14 protein-coding genes are annotated in these 17,661 nt (G+C 68.0%); 6 read left to right on the top strand and 8 right to left on the bottom strand.

The features are described from left to right. Positions 1 to 80: 80 nt before the first annotated feature. Entirely contained in the window at positions 81 to 509 is a 429-nt protein-coding gene (locus H6717_14245; protein MCB9578181.1) for a hypothetical protein, read from the top strand. An 8-nt stretch (positions 510 to 517) separates the two neighbouring features. Here H6717_14245 and H6717_14240 read toward each other — a convergent pair whose 3' ends face one another. The 4 genes from H6717_14240 to H6717_14225 form a co-directional block, all read right to left on the bottom strand. After that, complete coding sequence (locus tag H6717_14240) at positions 518 to 1,981, bottom strand: insulinase family protein (protein MCB9578180.1); 1,464 nt, start codon at positions 1,979 to 1,981, stop codon at positions 518 to 520. Continuing rightward, positions 1,978 to 3,366: an insulinase family protein gene (locus H6717_14235; protein MCB9578179.1), complete on the bottom strand. Its 1,389-nt coding sequence runs from the start codon at positions 3,364 to 3,366 to the stop codon at positions 1,978 to 1,980. The genes H6717_14240 and H6717_14235 overlap by 4 nt, the downstream gene beginning before the upstream one ends. Positions 3,367 to 3,432: 66 nt before the next feature. After that, on the bottom strand, positions 3,433 to 4,563 hold the full coding sequence (locus H6717_14230; GenBank protein MCB9578178.1) for a hypothetical protein: 1,131 nt from the start codon (positions 4,561 to 4,563) through the stop codon (positions 3,433 to 3,435). Positions 4,564 to 4,723: 160 nt separating this feature from the next. Beyond that, the gene (locus H6717_14225; protein MCB9578177.1) at positions 4,724 to 6,073 is read right to left on the bottom strand and encodes a sulfatase-like hydrolase/transferase; all 1,350 of its coding nucleotides are present in this window, start codon (positions 6,071 to 6,073) and stop codon (positions 4,724 to 4,726) included. Between the two features lie 95 nt (positions 6,074 to 6,168). On the opposite strand from H6717_14225, the gene H6717_14220 reads away from it, so the two are divergent. Beyond that, entirely contained in the window at positions 6,169 to 8,271 is a 2,103-nt protein-coding gene (locus H6717_14220; GenBank protein MCB9578176.1) for an L-seryl-tRNA(Sec) selenium transferase, read from the top strand. 5 nt (positions 8,272 to 8,276) lie between these two features. Continuing rightward, positions 8,277 to 10,103, top strand: a complete 1,827-nt coding sequence (locus tag H6717_14215; protein ID MCB9578175.1) for a hypothetical protein — start codon at positions 8,277 to 8,279, stop codon at positions 10,101 to 10,103. Here the strand turns inward: H6717_14215 and H6717_14210 are convergent. Together H6717_14210 and H6717_14205 are read right to left on the bottom strand one after the other, a co-directional pair. Next, positions 10,100 to 10,693 carry a 2-hydroxychromene-2-carboxylate isomerase gene (locus H6717_14210; GenBank protein MCB9578174.1) on the bottom strand — a complete coding sequence of 198 codons (594 nt, stop codon included), beginning with the start codon at positions 10,691 to 10,693 and terminating at the stop codon, positions 10,100 to 10,102. The genes H6717_14215 and H6717_14210 overlap by 4 nt on opposite strands. Then, positions 10,690 to 12,732: an MFS transporter gene (locus H6717_14205; GenBank protein ID MCB9578173.1), complete on the bottom strand. Its 2,043-nt coding sequence runs from the start codon at positions 12,730 to 12,732 to the stop codon at positions 10,690 to 10,692. Before H6717_14205 ends, H6717_14210 begins: the two co-directional genes overlap by 4 nt. Before the next feature lie 218 nt (positions 12,733 to 12,950). Between H6717_14205 and H6717_14200 the strand changes: the two genes are divergently transcribed. The 3 genes from H6717_14200 to H6717_14190 all read left to right on the top strand — a co-directional run bounded on the left by H6717_14200 (position 12,951) and on the right by H6717_14190 (position 16,988). Next, positions 12,951 to 14,681: a serine/threonine protein kinase gene (locus H6717_14200; GenBank protein MCB9578172.1), complete on the top strand. Its 1,731-nt coding sequence runs from the start codon at positions 12,951 to 12,953 to the stop codon at positions 14,679 to 14,681. 113 nt (positions 14,682 to 14,794) lie between these two features. Beyond that, positions 14,795 to 16,102 (top strand): inosine/guanosine kinase, encoded by a 1,308-nt coding sequence (locus H6717_14195; GenBank protein MCB9578171.1) that lies wholly within the window; start codon positions 14,795 to 14,797, stop codon positions 16,100 to 16,102. Positions 16,103 to 16,151: 49 nt separating this feature from the next. Continuing rightward, positions 16,152 to 16,988, top strand: a complete 837-nt coding sequence (locus H6717_14190) for an SDR family oxidoreductase (GenBank protein ID MCB9578170.1) — start codon at positions 16,152 to 16,154, stop codon at positions 16,986 to 16,988. Positions 16,989 to 16,993: 5 nt separating this feature from the next. Here the strand turns inward: H6717_14190 and H6717_14185 are convergent, their stop codons facing one another. Continuing rightward, a complete protein-coding gene (locus tag H6717_14185) occupies positions 16,994 to 17,449 on the bottom strand; it encodes a hypothetical protein (protein MCB9578169.1) in 456 nt (151 codons plus the stop codon). A 10-nt stretch (positions 17,450 to 17,459) separates the two neighbouring features. Continuing rightward, the gene (locus H6717_14180) at positions 17,460 to 17,639 is read right to left on the bottom strand and encodes a hypothetical protein (protein MCB9578168.1); all 180 of its coding nucleotides are present in this window, start codon (positions 17,637 to 17,639) and stop codon (positions 17,460 to 17,462) included. Positions 17,640 to 17,661: the final 22 nt, after the last annotated feature.

The raw sequence follows: 17,661 nt of genomic DNA, 5'->3' as shown, positions 1-17,661 counted from the left end.
TTCGGCATAGGTCCGGGGGCCGGCAATCGGCCTTCGGCCGGGTGGACCGGGGTCGAGGCGCTCGATATAGTCATGGCTCGGTGTCGCACTCCCGCCAGCACCCCTACGGCTCCCCTCCAGAAGTCGATGAGCTCGAAGAACTGGGTGACGACGCGATCGTCGCGCAGCAATCCGCGGCTCACGCGCCACAGCCTCGCGTCAACGTGGCGGTGGACCAGCCCAGCGTGGTGGTCGCGGAGCACCCGGAGGAGATGGATCCCTCCGAGGTCATCGCGACCCGGCAGATGAACGCCCTGCCGGGCACGTACGATCCCACGATGGTGATCCGACGGCCCTACTACCCACCCCAGGCTGCGCCGCGGGCGAGTTGGCTGCCTTGGGTGATCTGGGGCATCGCCGGGCTGTTGGCCTTTGCCTTCGGAGGGCTTCTGGCGTTGCTCTCCGCCCGAGGCAGCGATTCGGGTCAGGGCCAGCCCGATGCTCCGCCGGTCAGCGCGCCGAACCAGTAGCCCTTGCGTTATTTCGTGAGGTCGGCGGCGGCGGACACCACGGTGAACTGCTTCTCCAGCGCCGGGCGAACGGCCGCGGCATCGCCGACGACCACCACGACCAGGTGGGCGACGTCGAGGCGCTTGGCCTCGCTTCGAATGTCCGAAAGCGTCACTGCGGCGATGTCCTCGGGACGCTTCTGGAACCAGTCGTCAGGGAGTCCTTCCTCGAACAGCTCCGAGAGATCGTTCGCCATGCGATCCACGTGCTCGAGGTGCGCTCCCAGTCGGCTGACGCGATCGGCCCTCGCCCGCGCGAGCTCGTCCAAAGTGATGGGGCGGTCGCTGGGGGCGGCGCGCAGCTCTTTCAGGAGCTCCGAGAGGGCCGGCGCCGTCACGTCCCGCTGCACGCTGGTGGACACGATGAAGGCTCCGAACTCGCGGCTCTCGACCACCGTGGAACGCGCGCCGTAGGTGTAGGCGTGCTCCTCGCGTAGGTTCTTGTTGATGCGGGAGGTGAACAGGCCGCCCATCGCCCCGCTCAAGAGCTCCCGCGCTTCCAGCCCCGGCTGACCGAGCCGGGGAAACGGCTGTGCGACGAACAGCGCGCTCTGGACCGCCCCCGGGCGGTCCACCAGCACGATCTGCGTGCTCTCCGGCGCCGGCGGCGGGGCCGGCGGCGCCGACGCCTCGGCTTGCCGGGCGCGCCACGCGCCAAAGGCGCCGTCCACGGCCTTTCGAGCTCGCGACAGGTCCAGATCGCCGACCAGGATGACGGCGGCCTGCGCCGGCGTGACGTGGCCGTCGTGGAAGCGTCGGAGGTCCGTGATGGTCAGCTTCTTCACGTCGTCGAGACTGCCGTCCGTCGGCGCGCCCAGGCGCGGGCCGAGCAGCAGCCGGAACCCAGCCAGGGTCGACAGTCGTTCGACTCGCTGTCGATCCGCGGTGAGGCCGTCGAGCCACTCGGAGCGCACGCGTTCGAAGGTCTTCGGGCGGAACGCGGGTCGCTCGACGATCTCGGCGAGCAAGGAGAGGGCGCGCGGAACGTCGGCGGGCAGGACCGTCAAGCCGAGCTCGGAGCTCCGGCGTCCGGTGCTGCGCGAAAGGGTCGCGCCCAATGACTCGATGGCTTCCGCGAGCCCCGTACTGTCGTGATCCTTCGTTTCCTCGCTGGCAAGCCGCGCCGTGAGCGCGGCAAGTCCGCTCTTGCCCGCAGGGTCCTGGTTCGAGCCGGCCCGCAGCAAGACGCGCACGCTCACGACGCGCGCGGGGCGTCGGAGCACGTACAGCGTGAGCCCGTTCTCGAGCTTGGCGACCTCCGGGGCCGGAATGCGCACGGCGTCGGCGGGCCCCGGTTCCGGAACGTGATCGCGAAAGTCGGCGCTGGGCGTGGCGCGCGCCGCCGGCGGCGCGCCAGCCGCCGGCGCCGCCGCGGGACCCTGCGGATGGGTGCACCCGCCGAGCACGAGCGCGAAGAGGAGCGCGCGCTTCACGGTTTCTCCTTGGTGGGCACTGTGGTGACCACCAAGCGGTGTCCAGCGCCGAGATGCGTTTGGACGACCCGCGCTACATCTGCTGCGGAGACGTTCTCGAGGGCACGCACGTAGCGTGGCAGGCCTCCGGGATCGCCCAGGTAGTGATTGAATCGCTGCAACAGGCCAGCGCGACCGGATTCGCCGCCGGGGCCGTTGAGGAGCTGAAGGTTGTCGTACAGATCCACCAGCAAGCGCCGCTTCGCTCGAGACAGCTCGGCGGGGGTGGGCCCGCTCTTGCCGAGCTCTTCGAGGACGGAGCTCAGCCCCGCTTCGAGCTCCTTGGCGTCGTGCTTGCCGGCCACCATGGCGCTCACCTCGAACGTGCTCGCCAGCTGGTTCGAGTCGAGGCTGGCGTCCACGTCACTGGCGATCCGCTTCTTGACCACCAGCTCGCGATAGAGCCGCGTGGCCTTGCCGCCCGCCAGTACGGCTGCGGTGACGTCCAGCGCGGCGTCGTCCTTCGAATAGGCCGGCGGTGTGATGTAGCCGAAGGCCACCTTGGCGAGCTCTACGGTCTCCGGCACCTCCACGTGCCGCGCCGCGGCCAGCGGAGGCGTGGGGGTGCGCGCGCCGGCGGCCGGCTTGTCACGCTTGCGGAGCGGCCCGAAGTACTTCTGGATCAGCTCCCTTGCGCGCTTCGGCTCGAAGTCTCCCGCCAACGTGAGGGTGGCGTTGGAGGGTGCATAGAACGCCGTGTAGAACGCCCGAACGTCGTCCATGCTGGCGGCATCCAGGTCCTTCATCGAGCCGATCACCGCACCGTGATACGGGTGCCCCTCGGGATACAGACCGTCCAGCAGCGCCAAGCTGCTCTTGCCGTAGGGGGCGTTCTCGTAGCTCTGCCGGCGTTCGTTCTTGACCACCCCTCGCTGAACGTCGAGCCGCTCCTTGGTCAAGCTGTCGAGCAAGAACCCCATGCGATCGCTCTCGATCCAGAGCGCCAGCTCGAGGTAGCGGGCGGGGACGGTCTCGAAGTAGTTGGTCCGATCCCAGCTGGTCGTACCGTTCACGTTGGTCGCTCCCGCTGCCTCCAGCAGCGCATCGAAGCGATGCCCCACGTGCTTCGAGCCTTCGAACATCAGATGCTCGAAGAGGTGGGCGAAACCGGAGCGGCCCTTGGGCTCGTTGGCCGGTCCCACGTGGTACCAGAGGTTGACCGCGACCAACGGTAGGGAGCTGTCGCGGTGGAGGATGACCTCCAGGCCGTTGTCGAGCTGATACTTCTCGAACCGAATTTCGGGAGGCGGCGGCAGCGCGGACGCGTCCGCGCGAGCCGGCAGGGGCGCGTGCCCGAGGACGACCAGTGATGCGGTCAGAGCGAGAACTAGACGAGCGAGCTTCACGACGACGGGTGTACCGCCGAACCCGCCGGCGCGGGACAGTATTCCGCGCCGGCGGTTTGCTCGCCGTCAGAGCAGCTTGAACACGGAGTCCAGCGCGCCGGCGAGGGCGGAGCCGCCCGGCACCAGGCCCGCGGCGCTCTTCATCGCGCCCAGGTAGTCGCCCTTGGATAGCGCATCGACGGAGTTGGCGGCGGCTGCGATGGGGCCATCGCCGGGGATCAACGCGGCGTACTCTTCGCTTCCGGGGGCGGGAGGTGGGCCCTTGTCCTGCGAGCCTTCCTTGGAGCAGGGCGATGGTCCGCTGCCCGGCTTCGCCTCGGGGTGCTCGGCGTAGTAGGTGTCGAGCTGCTTCTGACACGCGTCCCGCAAGTCCTTGGCCGCCAGCAGGTACACTTCCTTGGCTTTCTCCGGCCCGATCTCGATGTTCTCGTCGGAGGCCTTCTGCACGCCGGTGACCAGCGTGTCGATGGCGTTCGTGTCCTTGCCGGCGAAGGCCGCCTGCAGCACCCCCACCAGCGCGATGGAAGACGCCGCAGCGGTCTGACTCCGCTGGCTGGCGGCGAGGAACTTGCCGTACACCGTAAACAGATCGTCAGTGGGCTTTTCGTCGCCGTTTTCCATGCCTGCCAGCGTCTGCGTCAAGCCCTTGGCCTGCAGCGTGCACGAAGACGTGGATTGGAACGAGGCCCCGATGGTGGCGTTCACCGCGTTGATCTGATCGCGCAGCGCCGTCAACAGCGGCTGCACCTTCTGGCTACGCTTGGCGTAGGCCATGAGCTTTGCTTGCGGCGCGCCGGCGAGCTTCTGACCCTCCTTGGTGAAGGAGTCTTCCAGCATCAGCGTGGGGGATTGCGGCGAGCCCAGCACCTTGATGGTGACGGACACCTTCTCTTTCTTGAGAGCCTTCACGGCATCCACCATGCTGGGCATGGGACCCATCGGACCGTCGGCGCCGCCGCGGACCTTCTTCAGGGCTTCTGCGAGCTTGTCGTTCGTGGTCTGGGTCGCCTCCTGGCAACGCGCCAGCTCCTTCTCGCTGTTGTCCGCCAGGGCCGCTTGCGCCTTCTGACTGCGCTCGTGCTTCTCCTGGGCGTAGTCGCTCCTCGGTTGGGCGCCGGGGCGAGCCATCAGGGCTTGGCAGCCCACGGTGGAGCCGAGCAGGGCGAAAGTGAAGAGGCAAAGTGTGGTGCGTCTCATGGCAGCGGTCCCTCGGGTGAAGGCGGGCGTCGTGCCCGCGCGGCCGCCCTGAGCAATGCGCGTGCCGTTCACTTCGAGGCAGAAATTTCCGGCGCGCTTGCCGGCGCCTGCGGCGCCGGCGCCACGGCCGCGGCGTGCCCCTGGGGCCCCCACGCCACGACTACCAGCGACGGCCTTCCGGAGCGTCCTTCAGGGGTGGTTCGTCGCCCCGCACTTCCACCAGGGGAATCGTCTTGGACACCTCGAAGTAGCGTTCGCGCATGCGCTTGAAGCGGGGGCGATCCGCGGTGAGGTCCTTCTTCTCCCGGGGATCCGCCACCACGTCGAAGAGCAGCCACTTCTCGTCGTCGCCGGTGGCGATGAGCTTGTCCGTTCCCTCGATCAGGGCCCGCCGTCGGTTCTCGAGGTTGTCCCGGGTGAGGTCGACGATCACCGGCCGCGGCTCGGGATCCGCCCCGAAGACCTCGGGCACCAAGCTGGTGCCGCGCAGCGGTGGTTTCGCCGCCACGCCCATCAACTCCAAGATCGTGGGTGCCAGGTCGATGTGGCTCCGAGGCACGTCGATGCGCCGCGCCTGGCCGCCTGGTACGTCGATGAACAGCGGAACGCGAACCAGCTCCTCCCACACCTCGTAGCCGTGCTTCAGGTGTCCATGCTCGCCGAAGCTCTCGCCGTGATCCGCGGAGACGATGAAGGCGGTGTCTGGACCCCAAGGCTGACGCTTGGCCCAGCGAACGAACGCCGCGACCTGGGCGTCGGTGTAGTGGATCTCCTGGTCGTAGCGATCCCGCGGTTGATGCCCCCAGAGCGGCTGGTCTTCATAGGCCACGTAGGGCGCGTGGGGATCCATGTAGTGGAGGTAGGCGAAGAACCGCTTCCCGTCGCTCTGATCCACGTTGACCTTGCGGCTCAGGATCCTCTTGGCGGCCTCGGTGAGCCGTTCGCCGGTGACGTTCTTCTCGTCCGGGTTGTTCATGACCGTTCCGGGCAGCACGAACAGCTCGTCGAAACCCTGCGCCAGGCCGCTGGCGGGGAAGAAGTACGCGTGGGCCGCCACGCCCAGCGCGCGACGGCCCGCGGCGCGCAGCCGTTCCCCCAAGAACAGGTTCTCGGGCATGTACTGAGTGAAGAAGTAGCCGTTGCGCGGCATCTCGCTCGGGTACTTGCCGACCATGAGCGGCGCGACGCTGCGCGCCGTGGTGCACGAGATGGAGTAGGCGCGAGTGTAGCTGACCACGGTCTTTTCGTAGCCGGTGAGCCACGGCGCGATGGGACGTGGATAGCCGTTCCAGGGCATGTCCCAGCGCATACTGTCGATCAAGATCAGGACCACGTTGAGAGGGTGGTTCCGCGTTGCCCCGACATCAGGCCGAGAAGCATCGGGTAGCGGCGTCTGCTTGGCGACCGACGTCACCGGCGGAGCTGCGCTGGGTGCGGCGCTCGCCGTGGGCTCCGCGTGATCGCAGCCCAGCACTCCGACCAGCGTGAGGGCGACGAGCCAGCGACTCATGGCTCGGGTCGGGGATTGCCCGTGGGCACGGGCTCGGTCCCGCCGAGGGCTTTCCACACCGCGCTGGCCCAACGATACCCGCCGGTCCAATCGGGATGCCGGCCGTCCGCCATGCGCGGGAGGTTCAGCTTGGTGGAGTCGAAGTAGCGACAGTGCCCCAGGTTCTTCTTGAGCAGCTCCAAGAAGCCCGTGTCCTGCTTCCACGCCGGGGGACCGATCCACAGGCACGGGCGACCGCGGGTGTCCTCCACGATCTGTTTGATGGCGGGCACGCGGCGCTCCGGAGTGGGATCGAACAGCTCGTTGGAGCCGAGGGAGATGAGGATGACGTCCGGGTCGTACTTGTACATCGCGTCTTGGAGCAGCCGCTTGTTGCTCCAGCTCAGCGTGCTGGAGGACACCACGCTATCGATGTAGTACTTGCGACCGTCCGCCTGCAGGATGGGGCGCAGGTAGTTGCCCACCAGCGGGACCATGGAATCCCCGACGTGGAGGATGCGCTGGGCCTTGGCGGCGGGCACCACGCCGGCATCGGTCTCGATGGTGAGGGGGCCGTCCTTTTGCGGCTTGGGAGCGCTGGCGGCGGGTTTGGCCGAAACGCTGGCAGCCGGAGGCGGCGCGGACGCCGCGGGAGCCTCGGGCTCCTTGGCGTGGGCGGGCTTGCCCGGCGTGGACTCCTTGGAACAGCCGACGGTGAAGAGAAGCGCGAGGATCGCGAGACGCACGCTGGGATTTTCGCCCGAAAGCCGCATGGCGGGGCAAGCTTGTCACGTCACTCGGCGGACCGCGAGCGGTGTAAGCTCGCCGCCGTGGAGCTCCGAAAGCTGCCCAAGGTCGACCGCATCGTGAGCGCTCCTCAGCTCTCGGAGCTGTCGGAGCGGGTCGGACGCCGGGTGGTGACGGCGATCGCGCGGGACGTGATCGGCCGGCTCCGGAGCGAGGTGAAGGCGGGCAGCTCGGTGCCGACGGACGACGAGGTCGTGCGGCGCGTGGCTCGAGAAGTGGAACGGCGAAGCCGCCTCGGTCTGGGCCGCGTGGTCAACGCGACCGGTGTGGTGCTGCACACCAACCTGGGCAGGGCACCCCTCAGTCGCGCGGCGCTCGAGCGCATCTTCGAGCTGTGCGGCGGCTATGTGAGCTTGGAGCTCGACGTCGAGTCCGGCAGCCGCACCCGCCGCGGCCTGTCCGCCGAGGCGCGCATGGCGCGCTTGGTGGGCGCGGAGGACGCGCTGCTCGTGAACAACAACGCTGCCGCGGTGCTGCTCGCCCTGAGCACCATCGCGGCGGGGCGGGACGTGATCGTATCCCGTGGAGAGCTCGTCGAGATCGGCGGCGGCTTCCGCATTCCGGAGGTGCTGGCGCGCTCGGGCGCGCGCCTGGTGGAGGTGGGCACCACCAACCGAACGCGGGTGAACGACTACGCGCGCGCCATCGGAGCCAGCACAGCGTGTTTGCTCCGGGTGCACCCCAGCAACTTTCGCATCACCGGGTTCGCGGAGCGCCCCGAGCTGTCGGAGCTGGCGGCCCTCGCGCGGGAGCGCGAGCTGCCGTTGATCAAGGATCTGGGCGGAGGCCTGGTGGTCCCGCTGCCGGAGGTGGCGAGCGAGGCCGAGCGGGAGCCGAGCGTCCAGGCCTGCCTCGCGGCCGGTGTCGATCTGGTGTGCTTCAGTCTCGACAAGCTGTTCGGCGGTCCCCAGGGAGGCGTGGTCGCGGGCAGCTCCCGTTGGGTGAGCTTGCTCCGGGAGGATCCCCTCGCGCGCGCGCTTCGGGTCGACAAGCTCACGCTGGCAGCGCTCGAGACCGTGCTCGACGCCTACGAACGCGACGCTGCGAGCGAGCTCCCGGTTTTCCTGCTGCTTCGCGCACCGCTGGAGGAGCTTCGGGCTCGAGCCGAGGCTTGGCGGGCCGCGCTCCACCCGCATCCCGCCGAGGTCATTTCCAGTGTGGCGGCCATTGGTGGGGGAACGCTGGCGGAAGCCCCCGTGGAGTCTTGGGCACTTCGCGTCCCGTGTGACGACCCCGAGGACGCCAGTCGACGATTGCGCGCGGCGCTCGCTCCCGTGCTCGCTCGCATCGAAGACGGCGCTGTCGTGCTCGATGTGCGAACGGTGTTTCCCGGTGAGGACGGCGAGGTGATCCGAGCGCTCCAAAGCGCGTTTGGCGGGGGTCGAAGCGCTCGCTCAGACGGTGTAAGCTAGCTAGCGTGACCCGTGCACCTCGCTTAATCGGGCTGCTTCTGTTCTTGGGAGGGCTCATTGCTTTTTCTTCCTGTTCCGTAGACCCGAAGGGGACCGGGGCGGACAAGCAGGACGGCGGCGGTGGCACTGCCGGCGGAACCGGGGGCGCCGGCGGCGTGGCGGGCGACACCTGCTTCCCAGGCGCCAAGGTGTGTCCCGACCCCAGTGGCAAGCCCATCTGCCTTCAAGACAACACACCCGACAAGGGCTGCGGAGCGTCCTCCTGCGAGCCGTGTCAACTCGCGCACGCGAGCGCCAAGTGCGCGATCGACGGCAGCTGCGTGATCGACCAGTGCGAGACCGGCTACGAAGACTGCGATGGCGTGCCCGCTACCGGCTGCGAGACGGACACCCAGAACAACCCCACCCAGTGCGGCTCCTGCGGAAACGACTGCATCGCGACGCACGGGAACAATTGGAAGTGCAACGCCGGTCAGTGCGAGGTCACGGATTGTGTGCCGCCCACCACCGGGGACTGCGACGGCAACAAGCAGAACGGCTGCGAGGTCGATCTGGAGACGGATCCGCAGAACTGCGGATTTTGCACCAACTCCTGCGCCGCCGCCAATGCGAACACGACCTGCGCCACTGGGAACTGCACGATCACGAGCTGCCAGTCGCCCTACGACAATTGCGACGGGATCATCAACAATGGCTGCGAAACCAAGCTCTCGGAAGATCCCTCCCACTGCGGCGCGTGCAACAAGAAGTGCAACGGCACCAACGGCATTGCGGGATGCCTGCTCAGCGTATGCGTGATCCTGTGCGTGGCCCCGTACGATAACTGCGACGGCAACACCGACAACGGCTGCGAGAGCAACCTGCTGACGGACGTGAACCACTGCGGCAAGTGCACCACTCAGTGCAATCCGCAGCACGTGAACAATGCCCTCTGCAAGAACGGCGGCTGTGACTACGACAGCTGTCAGACCGGCTATGGGGACTGTGACGGCAACCGCGCCAACGGTTGCGAGACCAACCTGAACACGGACACCAACCACTGCGGCACCTGCACCAACGCCTGCAATCCGCCCTCTGGCGGCTCGTCCGTGTGCAACAACGGTACCTGCGGCTTCGACTGCACCGGCGGGCTGCTCAAGTGCGGTGCGGGCTGCGTGGACTCGAACACCGACGAGGGCAACTGCGGCAGCTGCGGCAACGTGTGCACGACCAACGTGCAGAACGCGTCGCCGGAGTGCCAGAGCGGCAGTTGCGGCTTCCTGTGCAACACCAGCTACACGAAGTGCGGCAGCCAGTGCTTCCGTTTGAGCACGGACCCCAACCACTGCGGCAGCTGCACCAAGGTGTGTCCAGGCCCCACCGCCGGCACCGGTACCGCTACTTGTAGCTCCAGCGTCTGTGGCATCAACTGCACGTCACCCACGCCCACGAAGTGCGGCACGACCTGCGTCGACACCACCAGCGACAAGAACAACTGCGGCGGCTGCGGCATCGTGTGTCCAGTGCCGGCCAACGGCGCCGCGGTGTGCTCCGGCAGCAGCTGCGGCATCACCTGCAACTCCGGGCTGACGGGCTGCAACGGCGCCTGCGTGGATCTGACTTCGGACGATCAGAACTGCGGCAGCTGCAACACCGTGTGCGGGGCCAACGAGCACTGCGACAACGGCTGTGTGTGCGATGCCGGCTACACCGACTGCAACGGTACGTGCTTCAACTTGCAGACGGACAAGAACCACTGCGGAAACTGCAGCAAGGTCTGCGCGCCAGGTCAGAGCTGCGTCGGCGGAACGTGCATGGGCGGCAGCGCGGACGCCGGCGCCGACGGCGGCTAGCTCCGCAGCGCGTCCGCCACGAAATCCAGGCGGTCCTTGCCGAAGAACAGCTCGTCCCCGACCACGATCACGGGAGCGCCGAACACGCCGCGGGTACGAGCTTCCTCCGTGGCGACGCGGAGGCGGTCCTTGACCTTGGGCTCTTCGATGAGCCGGAGCAGCTCGGATCCGTCCCCCGAGAGGCCCTGCACCACCTCTGCCAGCACCTGGGGATCGGCGATGTCGCGATCTTCGGCCCAGTAGGCGCGAAACACGGCCTCGATGTACGCGCGCTCGCCGATGCCCAGGTCGCCGAGGACGAACACGCCGCGGAGCGCCTTGAGCGTGTTCATCGGAAAACGCGACGGCCAACGAAACGGTACGCCGTGCTTGTCGCTCCAGCGCTCCAGGTCGCGCAGCGAGGCCCGCGCCTTCTCGGGGCTCGACATGCCCGGAGTCTGCGGCGCTTCGAGCAGCTTGAAGAGTCCGCCCAGGAAGAACGGCCGGTAAACCAAGGTGGCGCCCGCACTCGCAGCTACCGCGGGCAGCTGCAGGGTCGCGAAGTAGGCGTTGGGGCTAGAGAAGTCGAAGAACAGCTCGATGGTCTTCATTGGGCGCGCCTCCGGAGGTTACGGGTCAAGGTCAGTAGATCTTCCGCCGCCGCGAAGATCTCGTCTTCGTTCAGCAGTACCAAGTTCGCGGCGTCTCCCAGGGGGATGAAGCAGTCGGCGCCCGTCACCCGGGCAAAACGAACGCCGGGCGCATGCTCTAGCGCGGCGGTGGCGAGCGCCTCGGAGACGCCCGCGCTCCGCCGACATTCGTCCACCACCAGGAGAGCGCCGGTCTGTCGTGCGTGGTCGAGCACCTCTTCCACTGGAAGGGGAGCGAGGAAGCGCAGATCGAGCACCCGCACCCGGGCGCCGCGCTCCTCCGAAAGCCGCCGCGCGGCGCGCAGGCTCATCAGCACGCCGTTGCCGTAGGTCGCGATCGTGAGATCCGGCGCCTCGGCGTCGTACACTCGCGGCTTGCCGAAGGCGGCGGCTTGGCCCGTGCCGGACGCGGTCCACAGCGTGTCTCCCTCGGAGTGGAGATCTCGCGTGTGGTAGAGCGCGATGGGCTCCACCACGACCACTACGCGCCGCGCTTGGCGCGCCAGCGCGAACGCCGCGCGGTACAGCTCCAGGGCGTCGTCTCCGCGGGCGGGCACCATCACCACGATGCCGGGAACGTCCCGCAGCACCGCGATGGAGTTGTCGTTGTGGAAGTGCCCGCCGAAGCCCTTTTGGTACGCCAGCCCGGGGATGCGCACCACCATGGGGTTATCCCACTGCCGTGCGGAAAAGAACTGCATCGTGGCAGCCTCGCCGCGCAGTTGGTCTTCCGCGTTGTGCAGGTAGGCGAGGTACTGGATCTCCGGAACCGGCAAGAGTCCCAGGTTTGCGGTGCCGAGGGCGATGCCCAGGATGGTCTGTTCGTCGAGCAGGGTGTTGAACACGCGCGCCGGGCCACCCTTGGCCAAGAGGCCCTTGGTGATCCCGTACACGCCGCCCTTCTTCGCCACGTCCTCGCCGAAGATCAACATCTCCGGGTGATGCTCGAGCCCCTCTGCGAGGGCCGCATTGATGCCCTGGGCCAGAGTCAGCGGTGCGCTGTTCGGCTGGCGTTGCGGTACGTGCGAGAGGGTCGGGCTCACGATGGCGTCCATCACCTCCGCGCGGGATCCGAGGCGCGGGCGCGTGACGGCGCGTTCTGCCTCGCGCGCCACGCGCTCGCCGACGGCGGCGTCGAGCTCGAGCACTTCTTTCGCGGTCATCGCCCCGCCGTCCACCAGGGAAAGGGCGGCGCACACCAGCGGGTCCCTCTCCTCCGCGGCGGCGATCTCCGCGGGTGGCCGATAGCCGGTGTCGACGTCGCTCCCCGCGTGGCCGAGGAGGCGCACGCACGAAAGATGCAGCGCCGCCGCCGTGCGCTTCTGGCGCACGTGCGTCACGGCCGCCTGCGCCGCCCGGAAAGTGGCCGCGAGATCCCAGCCGGGAGCCGAGAAGTATGCCACGTGGGGCAGCGCTCGGAGCCGCGTCTCGATCCAGCCTTCCGGAGTGCGCACGCTGATGCCCAGACCGTTGTCCTCGCACACCAAGAGGAGCGGCAGCGTGAGGCGCTGGTGCAGCACCCAGCCGGCGGCGTTGAGCGCTCCCAAAGTGGTGCTGTGGTTCAGACTCGCGTCGCCGAAGGACGCGACGGCGATCGCATCGCGGGGGGATTCTGCGGCCAGGCCCAGCCGGGGCCGCCGCTCGAGGCCGAACGCCAAGCCCACGGCGCGGGGCAGGTGCGAGCCAATGGTGCTGGTCTTGGGAATGATGCCCAGCGGTTTGCTGCCGAACACCTTGTGCCGTCCGCCGCTGGTCGGCTCATCGCTGGAGGCGACCAAAGAGAGCGCGATGTCTCGGACGGCGTCGACGCTGGGCAGCGCCCGCGCGCGCTCGACCACCAGGGCTCCACTCCGGTAGTGCAGCAGGCTGGGATCGTTCGGCCCCGTGAGGCGTCCCAGCACCACGTTCGCTTCGTGACCCGAGCTGCAGATGGTGTAGTGCCCCGCGCCGCGCGCTCGCAGCTCGTGAGCCCACAAGTCGAGGTGACGCGCCGCGAGCATCGACTCCAAGAGCTCTCGACCCAGACGAGCGTCGAGGTCCCAGGGCGATGGCGCCGAAGGCAGCGCGCCGGCGAAGGTGGTGCGGAAACGAGTGACGAGATGCCGAATGCGGTCGAGGGACATGGCGAGAGGTGGGTCGAGGGTAGGGCGCAATGCCGGCCGTCGAAAGAGCCGATTTTGCCCGCAGCGCCGACGCGCTACCCTGCGGCGATCGGGTCATGGCCCAGGATGAGAACGTAGTCATCTCCGAGCCGCCTCGGCCACCGCCGGACGCGTCGGACGAGCCGACCGTGGTCGATGCGGCGGGTCGAAAGAACGACGACACCGTTTCGTCGGACACCGCGGTGACGGCGGCACGAAGCAGCGGCGTCACCACCGCTTCGCCGCTCATTCTGCAGGGCGAGGAGCTGGCGCGGGCCATCGCGCTGTTGCGCTTGGTGGTGCTGGCGGGTCTCGCCGGGCTGGTGGCGGTGTGGCTCCAGCCGCGGCCGTCTCCGGGTCGCGCCCTGGCGACCATCAGCACGGTGATCACGGTGCTGGTCTCCTTGGGGCTCTTGGTGGAGCTCCGCGACGTGAACAAGCTCGATCGCCGAAAGCTCTTGGTGCAGGGCCTGAGCTGCGTCGTGACCATCCTCGCGATGACGTACTACGTGGGTGTCTTCTCGCCGACGATCATCGCGATGTACATCGGGATCTACTTCTTCGGGCTGAGTGATTCCGTCGCCAGCGGCTGGACCATCTACGCGACCGGAGCCTTCGGGTATCTGGTGCTCAACGTGCTGGCCATGCTCGGCGTGATTGCCACGGACCAGGCGGTGTTCCAGCTGGTGGACCCGCAGCCCGCCGCCATGTTCGCCGTGCTGTTCGTGTGCCAGGTGCTGTTCGCCGCCACCTTCTGGATGGCGCGCCGGAGTCGTGCGGCGACCCTGGCCGCCTTCGAACGGCTGGAGCGCGCAATGCGTCAGATCAAGAAGCGCGACGCGCTGCTCGACGAAGCGATGGCGGATCTCGAGCGCGAGCGTGGGGCCAAGCTCGGGCGCTTCACGGACCAGCAGGTGGGGGAGTACGCCGTGGGTGAGGTCATCGGCCGCGGCGCCATGGGGGAGGTGTACAAGGCGTGGCACGAGCAGAGCGGACGGGCCGTGGCGGTGAAGTTCCTGAACCCGGCGTTGGTGGGAGAAAGCGCCAGCGTGGAGCGCTTCTTGCGCGAGGCGGAAGTGGCCGCCAAGCTCGACAGCCGCCACGTGGTCCGCATTCTGGATAGCGGCATCGCGGATGGCGCCACGCCCTACCTGGTCATGGAGCTCTTGATAGGAACGGACCTGGCGCAGCAGCTCCGCGAGAAGAAGCGGCTGGGCATGAGCGCGACGCTGGCGCTCGTACAAGAGGTGGCGCAAGCGCTGGCCGCCGCGGACGACGCGAACGTCGTTCACCGCGACCTCAAGCCTCAGAATTTGTTTCACGCGGAGCAAGGCGGCGAGCGCCTGTGGAAGGTGCTCGATTTCGGCGTATCCAAGATGATCGACGATGCCAGCAACCTGACCATGGGCGCCGCCGTGGGCACGCCCAGCTACATGTCCCCGGAGCAGGCGCGGGGCGAGGACGTGGATCACCGCGCGGACGTCTTCGCGCTCGGCGTGATCGCGTACCGGGTGCTGACCGGACGCCCTGCCTTCACCGCACCGGACAGCGTGACCACGTTGTACAACGTGGCACACGTGCAACCCGTGCGGCCGAGTGATCTCGTGCGCACCGGCATCGACGTGGAGCGCGTGCTGGCCTTGGCGTTGGCCAAGGACAAGAAGCGGCGCTTTTCCTCGGCGCTGATGTTCGCCACGGCCCTTCGCGAGGCCGCGCGTCAGCGCCTCGACGAACGCCTGCGCCGCGACGCCGACGAGCTGCTCGACAAGCAGCCGTGGGGCCAGGACGTGCTGGTGAAAGTCGCCTGATACAGGGAATGTTGGCCCGCCGCGGAAGCGACGCGGCGCGACCTTTCCGCGGCGCACCAACATCCAGGCGGTGATTGCCGCCGCGGAACAGGGCGGGTAAGTCAGTTTCCATCGTGCGCTTCCCCGGTCGTCGCAAGCACAAGCACTACTTCCCGGTGCACGAGCGAGACCCGCTGCTCCATCACGCGGGCCTCGACGTGCCGGAAGCGAAGGTCCACGTCGTGGGTATCGACCAGACTCTGGTGGACGTGGACGCGCGGGTGCCGGACGAGCTGCTCGGGCGCTACGAGCTCACCAAGGGCAGCTCCATGCTCATCGATGACGAGCGCGCGGTGGCGCTGTACGACGAGCTGTTCAAGGGCGGCCGCATCTCCGCCGAGTTCGCCGGCGGAACCGTGGGCAACACGTTGCACAACTTCTCGCTGCTCGCGGACGACGCCGCCATTCTGCTCGGCGTGATGAGCGACCCGATCCGCTTCGGGACCTCCGGCTACCGCTACCTGTCCACCACCTCGAGCCGTGTGAGCTTGGATCACCTGCAACCGGTGGACGGCCCCATCGGCCGCTGCTTCGCGTTGATAACGCCGGATGGCGAGCGGACCTTCGCCATCAGCGCTGGCCACATGAACGATCTCGCGCCCGAGAGCGTGCCGGAAGCGGTGTTCGACAGCGCTTCTGCGCTGGTGATTTCCGCCTATCTGATGCGGGCTCGGGATGGCGAGCCGATGCCCGAAGCCACGCAAAAGGCCGTGTCTTACGCCCGCGCGCGGGGGGTGCCGGTGGTGCTCACCCTGGGTACCCGCTTCATCATCGCCGATCGTCCCGAGTTTTGGCGTGGCTTCATTCGGGACAACGTGGACGTGCTGGCCATGAACGAAGAAGAGGGCGAGGCGCTGACGGGAAGCGCGGATCCGCTGTTGGCCTGCGACCGCGCCTTGGAGTGGGCGGACTTGGTGCTGTGCACCGCGGGGCCCATCGGGCTCTATCTGGCCGGCTACACCGACGACGACGTCAAGCGACAGACGCGCTACCCGCTCTTGCCCGGCGCCATCCCCGAGTTCAATCGCTTCGAGTTCAGCCGGCCCATGCTGCGCAAGCTGTGCCAGACGCCGGTGAAGGTGTTCGCCCACATCGCGCCGTATCACGGGGGGCCGGCGCGCATCACCAGCTCCAACGGCGCGGGGGACGGCGCTCTCTCTGCGTTGCTTCACGACATTTCCGCGAACCGCTACCACCGCACGCGGGTGCCGACCTCCGCCAAGCACGTGCGCGAGTTCCTCACCTACTCTTCCATGAGCCAGGTGTGCCGCTACGCGAACCGCGTCAGCTACGAGGTCTTGGTGCAGGCGTCGCCGCGCCTGATGCGCGGGCTCCCGGAGCGGGAAGAGGGCCTGGACGACGAGAAATACTGGGCCATGTAGCCCCGCCTTGACCGAGACGTGGGTCGTGCGTATACACCGTGTATACTTCATGGCAAAACACGCGAAATCACTCAGCGGCAGGGTGGCGGTAGTGACCGGCGCGGCGTCGGGCATTGGCCGCGCCCTGGCGGAAGAGCTGGCGCGCCGCGGGGCTCGGCTTGCGCTCTTGGACGCCAACGAAAGCGGTCTCACGCAGGTGGCATCCAGGCTCGAAGCGCTGGCCCTGCCGTGTGACGTGCGGGACGAAGCGGCGGTGGCAAAGGTCGCCGCGCGCGTGCGCGACGAGCTGGGCGCTCCGCATCTTCTGTTCGCGAACGCCGGCGTTGCGACCGTGGGCCCCACCTTGGACGTTCCCATCGCGGACATTCGCTGGGTGGTGGACGTCAATCTGATCGGAACCATGATCGTCGCCCAACAGTTCGTCCCGGAGATGGTCGCCGCCGGTCGCGGTCACGTTGCGTTCACGGCGTCCATCGCCGGTCTCATCGGAGCGCCGGGAATGGCGGCCTACACGGCTTCGAAGTTCGGCGTGGTGGGCATGGCGGAGTCGCTACGGCTGGAGCTGCTCGGGAGCGGCGTGACCGTGACCACGATCTGCCCCGGATTCGTGCGCACGGGGCTGCACGCAGCGACGCGCTATCACGGCGCTGCCTTCGCCGGATTTCTCGATCGCGCCCCGAGCTGGGCGGGCCTGGGCGCCGACGCGGTCGCACGCCGCAGCATCGACGCCACGCTGCGCGGCACCCCGATGCTCACCCTCGGCGTGGAAGCCGCCGCCACCTGGCTCAAGCGGCTCTCGCCGTCGGTCTACGTGTCCCTCGCGGCCCGCGCCTCGCGCCGCGCGGGGCTGTTCGCCGGGGCTCGCGCCGCAGCGACAAACAAATGAAACGGTCAGCGCTTCTTGGCGATCTCGTCCAGCGTGGCGCGAAGCGCGGGTAGGGCTGCAATGTCCTTGGGACGGCCAGCGCGCTCCTTGATGCCGATGAGCGCACCGATGCGCAGGACTCGGATGTGGTGCCCGTCGCCCAGCGCCACGTCCACCGAATCTGACAGCAAAGCATCGTAGTCCCGGCCGCCGTCTATTTCCCCGAGGCAATCCACGTCACCGAAGGTGGTGCGCAGGAGCTGGTGGCCCGGGCCGATCAGGTGACTGGCCGTGGGGGCGAGCTTGCGCGAGTCCCCACGGTAGGTGGCGTCCATTTCCTCCAGCGCACGGAGCAGACGCTCCACGTTCTCGGCGCTCCTCCGGTGCACGATGTCCACGTCGAACGTCGTAACCGGTGCTCCTTGAACGACGGCAGAAAGCACTCCGACCAGTATGAACTCGACGTCGTGGGACGCGAGCACGATCAGAGCATCACGGTACCGCGGAGAATCCATTGGCGTCGCGAATCCGTTGGATCATCTCGACCAGTTGCTCCAGTCGGCGGAGGCGGTCGTCGGGCGACAGGGCGAGCATCTCGCGTATCAACGTGCGGTCGACGCCGTCCGCGTCGGTCTCGCCATCGGCCTCGCGTCGAGGGCTCGAGTCGCTCATTGGCCCAATATAGCCGTTCGAC

This window comes from Polyangiaceae bacterium, from assembly GCA_020633235.1.
Taxonomy (GTDB): Bacteria; Myxococcota_A; Polyangia; order Polyangiales; family Polyangiaceae; genus JACKEA01.
This window is presented reverse-complemented; position numbering and strand designations above follow the sequence as displayed.